Origin of the sequence: Chryseobacterium takakiae (assembly GCF_900129385.1) — a bacterium.
Lineage (GTDB): Bacteria > Bacteroidota > Bacteroidia > Flavobacteriales > Weeksellaceae > Chryseobacterium > Chryseobacterium takakiae.
The window spans coordinates 79,816-91,371 of record NZ_FQVO01000005.1 but is presented as its reverse complement, the minus strand read 5'-3'; the positions used below and the strand labels follow the sequence as shown (position 1 = coordinate 91,371).

The window sequence follows — 11,556 nt, the reverse complement described above, 5'->3', positions numbered from 1 at the left end:
GAGCCGCCTTTTTTGCATAATTATTGTCCCTGTTGCATCACGCTGCTATTTTCTTCTTTTTTAGTCTGGTTCAGGATATTGGCATCTTCTTTAGCCAGCTTGTTTTTCGTCGGAATCTTATAATTAACTGAAAGTCCGAAATTACGGGTATCATATTTACTTTTGATATAAACCGATTGTCCTGAAGGAGGATTTGAACGAACCTGCATTACCTGCCCATTGAAAATATCATTCGCGAATACTGAAACAGTAAGACGGTTGTCCATAAACTTCTTCGTTAAAGTCAGGTCAAAAGAATTGTTGAATGGCTTTTCCGCCGTAAAGTAGAAATATCCTGCTTTAGGCGTTAGATAACTGTAGTTTGCCGTGAGTTTAATTTCTTTCGGTAAAATAATCTGCGTCATGAGATTGAAAATCCAAAAGCCTTTATTATTCAGATTATCAATGTCATGCTTCTGATACCCTGCATAAATATACATGAAATTGATTTTATCAGGGTTAAAATTAAACTTCATAATTTCGCTTAAAGGTTTACTGAAGATCATAAACGGAACCGGCAGCCCAACATTGAAATTGTGAATTCTCATGTCTGAAATATTGATCTGCTCGTTAAACAGGTTTTTACCGTCTTTCCTGATAATCTGCGCCACCTGGTTTTTTGCTGAACTCACGCTGTAGCCGATAAATGCATAGTCGAAAGCCGAAATCTTCAGTTCATAGTTATCAAAAATAGTAGGCTGAAGGTTCGGGTTTCCGGTTACTTGTGTATTCGGGCCCTGAAATGTTACGTTATTCGGATTCAGTGCGGAAATACTTGGCAGATTTATTTTTTTATTATAATTCGCCGCTACATAGACCTGATTCATCAGATTATACTGAACACTGGCATTCGGGAATAATTTAAACTTGTTAAAAGGGATAAGATCTGCTTCAATAAGTGTATTGGTTTGATCGTAATATCTTGTAATACCGGAAATATCATAATTTTCCGCACGGGTTCCCAAGATAAAATCAAATTTTTTAAGTTTCGCCTGGAATTCCAGATAGGTTGCCGTTGTTTGTCTTGTATAATCCAGGTTGGTGATTCCTTTGCTTTCTGTGTCGAATCCCTGATGTTCATACAGACCTCCCAAGCTTACTTTTCCGCCATCCAGCAGATTCAACGGCTGAGAATAATCTACTTTAAAATTGGCAACTCTCATATCAGAAGTATTATCCAGAACATTTCCTAAAGAGATTCTTGGTTCAGGCGAATTGGAATCTGCATATTTTGCATCCCTGAAAATATTATCCTGTTCAAATTTGCTGTCAGATTTTGTAAATCCGAATTGGAAATCCAGTTTTTGGGCCTTATCAGTAAAACGTTTTTGATAAGTAACTACTGCTTCCTGTCTGGTGGTAAGTGTATGAGCAGCATCGGAAGCATCAAAACTAAAATCTCTGTAGGTATATTGTTGTGGAGTAGTGTTGGGAATCGGAATTTTTTCCTGTCCGTCACCGTTGCTTAACGTGTAATTGTCGTTATTGTTATGGTAAATATCATAATTTACAAGCAATCTGTCTTGTCCCAGATCAAAAGTAAGGCCTGATTTTGCAAAATACCCTCTTCCAAACCGATCGGTATTACTTGACAAAAGTTCATCCTGATTTCCGCTCAGCATACTTTCACGGTAGTTTTGTCCAACATTCAGCTGCCATCCGAAGATTTTATTTCTTGCATTCAGGTTTATCGAGTTGCTGGTTCTGCTTCGGAATTTATCATAATTTGTAAAAGAATAATTTCCGGAATAGGTGGCCGTTAAATATTTATTTGCATTTTTATTGGTAATGATATTCATGATAGCTCCTCCGGAGGTCGCCGGAAATTCTGCACCCGGCTGGGTAATGACTTCAATCCGGTCTACCGAATTGGCAGGCATGCCTTCCAGAAAAGAGTTTAGTTCATTAGAAGTAATATTTAAAGGTCTTCCGTTAAGGTACACATCCAACACCTTTCCCTGATACATCATTCCTGCAATATCGGTAGAAACCAGCCCGGGAAGCTTTTTAATTCCTTCCAGGACATTTCCGTTATTCAGCTGGGGCTGTTCGGAGAAATCAAAAATTGTACGGTCGGCTTTCTGCTCAACGGCTTTTTTAGTTTTAGTGATTGTGATTCCTTCTATTTGTTTTTCTTTAACCTGGGTATTCGTCTTTTCCTGTGCGAAAATTAATACCGTACTCAGAAATGATAAAGCAGTAATTGTTTTTTTCATGATGTTTTCTACTATCAGGTTAGACGGAGTAAATTCATTTTTGTTACATAATTCTTATTGAATTTTTTGAGATATATTTAATAAGTCTGTTCAAAATTATTCTTAAAGAGTACTTTTTGAAAGCTGTTTTAGGCAAACGCTTCATATTGCACGGTTATATTTATTTCGTCGGAAGAAAATTAATGTTTATCGATAATGAAAGCAAATTTTTATCTTTAGCTGTACATTTGTATATGAAACTGAAGCAGCTTACCTATTTGCATCTTTTTTTCTGGATTGTTTACATTCTGGCTTCCATTCTTTTTCCTGGGATAGCCAACGGTTTCAGCAACCTGGTCTTTGATCTTACTTTCTTTGCCATTAGCTTCACTTGCTTTTATATCAATTATTTTTTTATTGTTCCCCGCTTCTTTCACAGTGATAAAATGTACCAGTCCGTTTTTGCATTTGTTATCAGCATCAGTTTGTTTGTGGTTATGCGCTATTTTATAGAAGAGTGGTTTTTACCTGCTTTTTTCGGGGTCAGAAATTATCCTGAGGGAACGTCTTTCAGTTATTATTTCTTTGACAATATATTTTACAGCAGTACCACGATCTTTATCAGTACCGCATTTTGGTTTTTCAGATATTTTATCATCGCTGAAATGGAAAGAGCTGAGATGGAAAAAGCTAAGAAAAATGCCGAATTACAGGCTTTAAAAACGCAGATTAATCCTCATTTTATCTTTAATTCTTTAAATAATATCTATTCTCTTGTCTATCAGAAATCGGAAAATGCATTGCCCGCGATTGAAGAGCTCAGCCGCCTGCTGCGGTACAGTACAAAAGATCTTGGCGAAGACCGGATTGCTTTGGAAAAAGAAATCGGCTATATCGAAAGCCTGATGGCTTTGGAAAAACTCAGGTTTAAAAATCCGCAACTTTTAGTCATTGAAAAGAAAATCCTTCATCCGGATCTTCGTATTTCACCGATGATCTTAGTTCCGTTTGTTGAAAATGCTTTCAAGCACGGCGATTTTAGAAATAAAGGTTTCAATATGAGAATTTCTGATGAAAATGAGATATTACACTTCTATCTTTTAAATTATAAAAAACAAAAGATGAAAGATCAGGGATCAGGAATTGGTATTGAAAATGTGAGAAAAAGACTGGAAATTTTATATCCTCAACAATATACGCTTATTATTAAAGACTCGGAACAGGAATTTGTGGTAGATTTAAAAATTAATTTAAGAGATGAAAACCATTAAATGTATTATTGTCGATGATGAGCCACTTGCCATCTCTTTGCTGGAAAATTATATTCGGGAAATTCCTTTTCTTGAGCTGGTCTTTTCATTTGAAAACCCCATTGAAGCGTTGGAATATATTCAGAAGAATGAGGCTGATCTTGTGTTTCTGGATATTCAGATGCCCGAACTGTCCGGTATTAATTTCATGAAAATTCTTAGTGATAAAATAAAATATATTTTAACAACAGCTTATGCAGAATATGCTCTGGAAGGTTATGAACATCATATCGTAGACTATCTCTTAAAACCTGTTTCATTTGAACGCTTTTGCAAAAGTGTTGTAAAGGCGCAGGAACGTTTTTCACTGGGAAAGGAACAAGATTATTTCTTTGTAAAATCGTCGGGGCGTCAGCACAGGATTTGTTTTGAAGATATATTATATGTTGAAAGTATTCGGGATTATGTTAATATAAAAACTTCAGAAGAAGAGTTTATTGTTCTGGACACTTTAAAATCAATGGAACAGCAGCTTCCTGAAAGCTTTTTTATGCGGATTCACAAATCGTTTATTGTCAATTTAAATCATATTAAAAATACCACAACCAAAAAGATTATCATCAATCCGGAGTATGAAATTCCGATAGGGGAGCGTTATAAAACGGATTTTTTTAACCGTATCAAGTAAAAAAGCAACTTCAATTGAAGCTGCTTTTTCTATTATTAATTAAATCTAACAATTAATTTTCTTGTTGCTTAATCAGGTTAAGTGCAGAACCTGCCTTAAACCAGTCGATCTGCTGATCGTTGTATGTATGGTTTGCCATAATGATATCTTTGGTTCCGTCTGCATGAACGAATTCCAAAGTAAGTTGTTTTCCAGGAGCGAATTGCTCAAGATCAAGGAAATTAACCGTATCATCTTCCTGTACTTTATCGTAGTCGGCTTCATCAGCAAAAGTTAATCCAAGCATTCCTTGTTTCTTAAGGTTTGTTTCGTGGATTCTTGCGAATGATTTTACCAATACCGCTTTTACGCCAAGGTGTCTTGGCTCCATCGCAGCATGCTCTCTGGAAGAACCTTCCCCATAATTCTGGTCTCCTACAACGATTGATGGAACTCCTGCAGCTTTATAAGCTCTTTGTACAGCTGGAACTTCACCGTATTCACCGGTAAGCTGGTTTTTTACCTTGTTGGTCTCCATGTTGTAAGCGTTTACCGCTCCGATCAGCATGTTGTTGGAAATATTGTCTAAGTGGCCTCTGTATTTCAACCACGGTCCGGCCATAGAAATGTGGTCGGTAGTACATTTTCCAAATGCTTTGATCAAAACTTTAGCACCTTCAATGTTTTTACCGTCCCAAGCCGGGAATTCTTCTAATAACTGAAGTCTGTCTGAAGTAGGGCTTACATTTACCACAACGTGAGATCCGTCTTCAGATGGCGCCTGGTAACCGTTGTCTTCTACAGCGAAACCTTTTGATGGCAATTCAGAACCTTTTGGTTCGTCTAATTTAATCTGTTCACCAGCTTCGTTCGTTAAAGTATCCGTAATAGGATTAAAGTCTAATCTTCCGGAAATCGCTACTGCAGCAACCATTTCAGGAGAAGCTACGAAAGCATGCGTATTCGGGTTGCCGTCTGCTCTTTTCGCGAAGTTTCTGTTGAAAGAATGGATGATGGAGTTTTTCTCTCCTTTTTCGGCACCTTCTCTGTCCCATTGTCCGATACAAGGCCCACACGCGTTGGTAAAGATTCTTGCGTTTTCAAATTTTCTGAAAGAATCAAGGAATCCGTCTCTTTCAGCGGTATATTTTACCTGTTCTGAACCTGGGTTGATCCCTAAAATTGCTTTAGGTTTTACCCCTTTGGCAACGGCATCTTCCACGATAGAAGCAGCTCTTGATAAATCTTCATAAGAAGAGTTGGTACAAGACCCGATCAATGCCCATTCTACTTCTAAAGGCCATCCATTCGCTTCCGCTTTTGCTCTGAATTCAGAAACAGGAGTGGCCAAATCCGGAGTAAAAGGTCCGTTTAAGTGAGGAGTCAATTCAGAAAGGTTGATTTCTATTAATTGGTCAAAATATTGTTCAGGATTTGCATATACTTCAGGGTCACCTGTTAAGTGTTCTGCAATTTGATCGGCTGCGTCCACCACATCCTGTCTTCCTGTAGAAGCAAGATATCTTCTCATGGAATCATCATATCCGAAGGTAGAAGTTGTAGCACCGATTTCAGCACCCATATTACAGATTGTTCCTTTTCCGGTTGCGGAAAGAGATTCTGCTCCTTCTCCGAAATATTCTACGATGCATCCGGTACCACCTTTTACGGTAAGGATTCCTGCCACTTTAAGGATAACATCCTTTGCGGAAGTCCATCCGGACATTTTTCCGGTAAGTTTTACCCCAATCAGTTTAGGCATTTTAAGTTCCCATGCCATACCAGCCATTACGTCTACTGCATCAGCACCTCCTACACCAATGGCAACCATCCCTAAACCTCCGGCGTTTACCGTGTGAGAGTCAGTTCCGATCATCATACCGCCAGGGAAAGCATAGTTTTCCAACACTACCTGGTGGATGATTCCTGCTCCCGGTTTCCAGAAACCGATCCCGTATTTATCACAAACAGAACTCAAAAAATTGAAAACTTCCGAGTTTTTATTGATACCTTCCTGTAAATCTTTATCAGCACCTACCTTTGCCTGGATAAGGTGATCTGCGTGTGCCGTTGAAGGAACGGCTACTTTCGCTTTACCTGCCTGCATAAACTGCAATAACGCCATCTGTGCGGTTGCATCCTGCATTGCTACTCTGTCCGGTGCAAAATCTACATAAGAACTTCCTCTCTCATACGCCTGTGTAGCATTTCCTTCCCAAAGGTGAGTGTATAATATTTTTTCTGATAATGTAAGAGGTTTTCCCACAATCTGTCTTGCTGCTGCAATCCTTTCAGGGTAACGCTCGTACACTTTTTTGATCATATCGATATCAAATGTCATATCTCAAAAATGTTTTAAAATTATCAAACAATTATAAATGTTCCCAAAATTACGAAATTTTAATATTTTATGGGAGTTATATTATTTAGATTCTTTATAAATATGAATTTTATAATTTCTATTTTTCATTGTATTTTTGCAGTCAATATGGGTTTAAAAAAAATAATTCAGGTTCTAAGTGTTTTCATTTCGATAGTCGTTTTTTCTCAGAAATCGGTTCCAAAAAAAATACCGGTAAAAAAGAAAACAGTATCTTCTGAAGAGAAAATAAGTTTACCGGTTGTCAATCAGGATATTCCTTTATTAATTCCGAAGAAGAAAAACGGTAACTTCGGTTATGTGGATCAGAAGGGTAAGTTTGTTATCCAACCCGAATATCATATTGCCGTATTTTTTTATGAAGATTGCAGCCTGCTGAATTCCCCGAATGAAAAGCTGCGCAAATTCGGTACGGCAGAATACGCCACGGTAGAAAAAGATGAAATCGCGTACAGGGTAGACAAAAAAGGAAACAGAGTCTATCGTTTTAAAAAAGAAGATCTTGGAAAATGCGTACACAAAGAATATATTCAGCAATTGTATCAGGCTTATATTTTAAACGGATTCTATGGAATTATTGAAAAAGCAACGTTTAAAGACCCTGCAGATTACAGGCAGTTCCAAATTTATCCTCAATATGAATATCTCTTTATTCTGGAAGGAGATGATGTTTCCAATCCTATGATTGTTGCTTCTAAAAATAATATGTTCGGCGTTATTGACGTGCACAACAGGATAATCATTCCATTTGAATACAGCGACATCAAACGTAATTTCAGCTGGAAATTGGGTAAAATGTTTGATGTTTCAAAAGATGGTAAAAATTACTATTACGTCGATTCAAATAATAATATTTATTGACCAACCCCTCTAATAATGGGGTGTGTTTTGAAAAATCTTTCAATATTGTTGATGTCAATTTTTTTAAGGTATATCTGACAATAATTTTGTAATTTTGCGGCAGAAATAAAGGGGTGCTGTCATAAGCTGAGATTATACCCAATGAACCTGGAACGGGTAATGCCGTTTAGGGAAACATGTAAATAATTGATAAATGATAATTGATAAATAAATTGTCAATAAGAACGTAAAATCAATCATCTTTTATCATTAATCATTTATAAGATAATCCGCCCCTTTTATTCATTAAATGTTAAAATTTATAGAATGAAAGGATTATTTTTTTTAGGCCTAACCGTAGGCTCAGTGGCCTTCATCCAGGCACAAAATACCGATTCCTTGAAAGTAAAGGAAATTGAAGCTGTTAACTTCACCAAAAGACTTCCCGTTGCTAAAGAAATTATTAATGTTCAAAAAGATCTGGATAGCAGAAACCTCGGGCAGGATCTTCCGATTCTTTTAAAAAACCAGACTTCCGTTATTTCCACTTCAGATGCCGGAAACGGTGTGGGATATACAGGTTTTAGAATCAGAGGTGTTTCCGGAAGTGCAATCAATGTAATGATGAATGGTGTTCCGTATAATGATTCGGAGAGTCAGGGAACCTTCTTCGTCAATGTACCGGACCTTACAAGCTCTGCTTCGCAGATTCTGATTCAGAGAGGGGTGGGGACATCCAACAACGGAGCGGCTGCTTTCGGAGCAAGCGTCAATATACTTTCAAAAGATCCGGAAGAAAAATTTTATGTAAAAACGGACGACAGCTACGGATCATTTAACACCTATAAATATTCTGCGGAAATCGGATCCGGAAAATTCTGGGGAAACCGACTTTCCGTAATGGGAAGATATACGCATATTAATTCAGATGGATACATCGACAGGGCTTTTTCAAAATTGAATTCCTATAATTTCACGGCTTTATACGAAGAAGGAAATACCAGAATCCGTCTAATGGCTTTCGGAGGTAAGGAAAAAACCTACCAGGCCTGGAATGGAATCGACCGCAAAACCTGGGAAACCGATCCGAAATTCAATTATTCCGGAGCAATTTATGATGCAGATTGGGAAAATATTGTAGGTTTTTACGATAACGAAACCGACAATTATCGTCAGAATCATTACCAGTTGTTGTGGGAGCAGAAGTTTAACGATAGATGGAATCTGGAAACAACCGTACATTACACCAAAGGAAAAGGGTATTATGAAAATTACAAGCAGGATGATCCATTCGCCAGATATAATTTACCCGATGTTGGAGGTGAAGAATATTCGGACTTTATCAGAAAAAAATGGCTGGATAACGACTTTTACGGAGTTGTGTCTACACTTTACGGAAAATTGGGGATCGTTGATTTAAATTTCGGCGCGGTGGCAAATCAATATTACGGAAGACACTTCGGAAATGTAACCGGTGTTTTCATTCCGCAGATTGATGAATACGAATATTACAGAAACCGCTCCGTGAAAAACGAAGTGGCAGGTTTTGCAAAAGCATTGGTGAGAGTAAATAATTTCGAGTTTTATGGAGATCTTCAGTTGAGAAATGTGGACTACAATACGAAAATTATCACTTCCGGAGATGATGAAGGAGCTAATCTCGATAAAAACTGGCTGTTCTTCAATCCAAAAGCGGGAATCAATTACAAGATTAACAATGGTAAAATCTTTATTTCCTATGCACATGCTCACCGCGAACCAAACCGTGACGACCTCTTGGCAAACAATGACGTAAAAGCAGAAAAACTTCACGATTTTGAAGCTGGTCTCGAAAGACAGTTCGGACCTCTATCATTCACTGCCAATTTATATTACATGTATTATGTCAATCAGCTTGTCCTGAATGGTGAGCTGAATAATGTAGGTGCTTTCATCAGAACCAATTCCGGAAAAAGCTTCCGAAGCGGAATTGAGCTCGGAGCTTTGGCTAAAATTTCAAAAAAATGGGAACTTAACGGAAATGTAAGTTTCAGCAACAACAGGAATTTGGATTTCAAAGTGGAAAATGAAAGCGGCGTTCAGGATCTCGGAAATACACAGATTTCTTTTTCTCCGGACGTCATCGCCAATCTTGCCGTGAAATTCAACCCAAATAAAAATTTCCAGTTTGCCTTAATCAACCAATATGTAGGAAAACAGTATCTGGATAATTCCGAAGATCATAATCTGCAGCTGAACGACTATTTTCTGACTGATTTTAATGCTCAATACCAATTCAAAATTCATAATAATGACATCGCTCTCAAGCTTTTAGTAAACAATATTTTCAATAAAAAATATGTGAACAACGGCGCTGTGTACGATGGCTCTCCTTACTATTTTTCTCAGGCAGGAACCAATTTTATGTTCGGGATCAGCTGGAAAATTCAGTAATCAATCAGGCTATATTGAAATAATTATAGTAAAAAGTAAAGTTAGATTTTTAAGGCTGCTCCGGCAGTCTTTTTGTTATTTTAGATTGATATATTTTATTAGGAGCTTTTTCGCGCTTTCCGCAATTGCTATTTTATATTTTTTGGCGGCGCGGCTCCGCCGCGCCGCCAAAAAATATAAAATGAGCTCAGACAATTGCTACAATCGCGGCTAGGGCAGCAGTCATCTGTTCATATTTAGCCTGAACATTCATCATAGGAGGCTTTAGTCTGCTTCAGGAAAAGTAAACCATCCATTGGCTTTAGCCAAAGCCTATTTTATATATGCCTCGCCATCAAGGAAAGATTTCTAAATTAAAAAATGCATATTTTAAACTTAATACTGAACAATTCTTATTATAACAAAAAGTCATGAAAAAGTCATAAATTTGCTGCCAAATGAATATTTCAGCTTACATTTTAGAATATTTGAAACAGTTCGGTTCCGTTACGGTTCCGGATTTTGGGGTGTTTTCGCTCGAAAAATCCAAGGCCATTATCAATTCAGAAAACGGGAGCATCCTTCCTCCTGCAAGTAAAATTGTTTATACCCCGGATTATAAGGTAACATCAGGTGAACTGGCTGCTTTTATTGCGGGTCATAAACAGATGACTGTAGAAGCTTCCAAAACAGATCTGCAGATCCAGACCGATTTCTGGAAAAAGAAACTGCAGGCAGACCAGATGCTGGAGATTCAGGGTCTTGGTACCATTTACATTGAAGAAGGCGAAACCCATTTCAAAGGAAACAGGCTCCAGTCGGATCATCCCGATTTTTATGGCCTTGAAGAAATTAAACTTTCAGATATTCATAATAAAGAATCTCAAAAGCCTGTTGTTGGAAATTCAGGAAAAGATTACCGTTTCAATAAATCAATTCTTTGGATTTTCCTGATTATTATTCCTGTTCTGGGAATTTTGTATGTGGCTTATACCCAGCAGGAACTTCTTTTTGGTGAAAAATCTTTTGGAAACACCACTCCTTCCATACAGACCAGAACCCACCGGATTGAAAAAGACACGGCAAAAGCACGTAAAATTATCCCGCCGGTAACATCAGATTCCCTGAAAAATGATACTGTAGCGCAACAAAATATTCAGCCTGCTACAAAAAAGGCTGTTGCAAGCCCGGCAACTATCAATAACACTAAGAAGAAATGGCAAAAATAAAGAAGGCGTCAGAATCCCTGACGGTAATGACGAATATTGTACTCCCCAACGATACCAACCAGTTGAGGAATCTTTTCGGAGGCGAGCTATTGGCAAGAATGGACCGGTGTGCCTCAATTTCAGCGACAAGACACTGCGAAAGAAGAGTAGTAACGGCTTCCGTGAACCATGTTTCATTTGATCATCCGATTCCGGAAGGAGGAATTGTTGTGATGGAATCTAAAGTTTCCAGAGCATTTTCTACTTCAATGGAAATTTATGTTGATGTGTGGCTGGACGATCCTATCAATCATAAAAAAATACAGACCAACAAAGGAATTTATACCTTCGTTGCAGTTGATGAATTCAACAGGCCCATCCCAATCCCTGAAATGGAACCGGAAACCGATCTGGAAAAAGAGAGATTTGCAGCAGCGCTCAGAAGAAAAGAACTTTCGCTCATCCTTTCCGGGAGAATGAAACCTTCTGAATCAATTGAGCTTAAAAAGCTTTTCGGGGAAGAGACTAAATAATTAAACCGGAAAAAATTGTAACAAATAAACTT

8 protein-coding genes are annotated in these 11,556 nt (G+C 37.8%); 6 read left to right on the top strand and 2 right to left on the bottom strand.

Annotated features, from left to right (window positions below; all coding sequences use genetic code 11):
• Positions 1 to 20 precede the first annotated feature (20 nt).
• On the bottom strand, positions 21 to 2,255 hold the full coding sequence (locus BUA76_RS08280) for an outer membrane beta-barrel family protein (protein WP_072884335.1): 2,235 nt from the start codon (positions 2,253 to 2,255) through the stop codon (positions 21 to 23).
• Positions 2,256 to 2,437: 182 nt separating this feature from the next.
• On the opposite strand from BUA76_RS08280, the gene BUA76_RS08275 reads away from it, so the two are divergent.
• Positions 2,438 to 3,505, top strand: coding sequence for a sensor histidine kinase (locus BUA76_RS08275; protein ID WP_228408474.1), 1,068 nt, complete (start codon positions 2,438 to 2,440; stop codon positions 3,503 to 3,505).
• A complete protein-coding gene (locus BUA76_RS08270; protein WP_072884334.1) occupies positions 3,492 to 4,172 on the top strand; it encodes a LytR/AlgR family response regulator transcription factor in 681 nt (226 codons plus the stop codon). Before BUA76_RS08275 ends, BUA76_RS08270 begins: the two co-directional genes overlap by 14 nt.
• A gap of 52 nt (positions 4,173 to 4,224) precedes the next feature.
• On the opposite strand, the gene BUA76_RS08265 is transcribed toward BUA76_RS08270, so the two are convergent.
• A complete protein-coding gene (locus BUA76_RS08265; RefSeq protein WP_072884333.1) occupies positions 4,225 to 6,492 on the bottom strand; it encodes an aconitate hydratase in 2,268 nt (755 codons plus the stop codon).
• Positions 6,493 to 6,594: 102 nt separating this feature from the next.
• Between BUA76_RS08265 and BUA76_RS08260 the strand changes: the two genes are divergently transcribed.
• The 4 genes from BUA76_RS08260 to BUA76_RS08245 all read left to right on the top strand — a co-directional run bounded on the left by BUA76_RS08260 (position 6,595) and on the right by BUA76_RS08245 (position 11,524).
• The gene (locus BUA76_RS08260; RefSeq protein ID WP_228408473.1) at positions 6,595 to 7,392 is read left to right on the top strand and encodes a WG repeat-containing protein; all 798 of its coding nucleotides are present in this window, start codon (positions 6,595 to 6,597) and stop codon (positions 7,390 to 7,392) included.
• 306 nt (positions 7,393 to 7,698) lie between these two features.
• On the top strand, positions 7,699 to 9,804 hold the full coding sequence (locus tag BUA76_RS08255; protein ID WP_072884331.1) for a TonB-dependent receptor: 2,106 nt from the start codon (positions 7,699 to 7,701) through the stop codon (positions 9,802 to 9,804).
• Positions 9,805 to 10,241: 437 nt separating this feature from the next.
• Positions 10,242 to 11,012: a hypothetical protein gene (locus tag BUA76_RS08250; RefSeq protein WP_072884330.1), complete on the top strand. Its 771-nt coding sequence runs from the start codon at positions 10,242 to 10,244 to the stop codon at positions 11,010 to 11,012.
• Positions 11,000 to 11,524 carry an acyl-CoA thioesterase gene (locus BUA76_RS08245; protein WP_072884329.1) on the top strand — a complete coding sequence of 175 codons (525 nt, stop codon included), beginning with the start codon at positions 11,000 to 11,002 and terminating at the stop codon, positions 11,522 to 11,524. Before BUA76_RS08250 ends, BUA76_RS08245 begins: the two co-directional genes overlap by 13 nt.
• Positions 11,525 to 11,556: the final 32 nt, after the last annotated feature.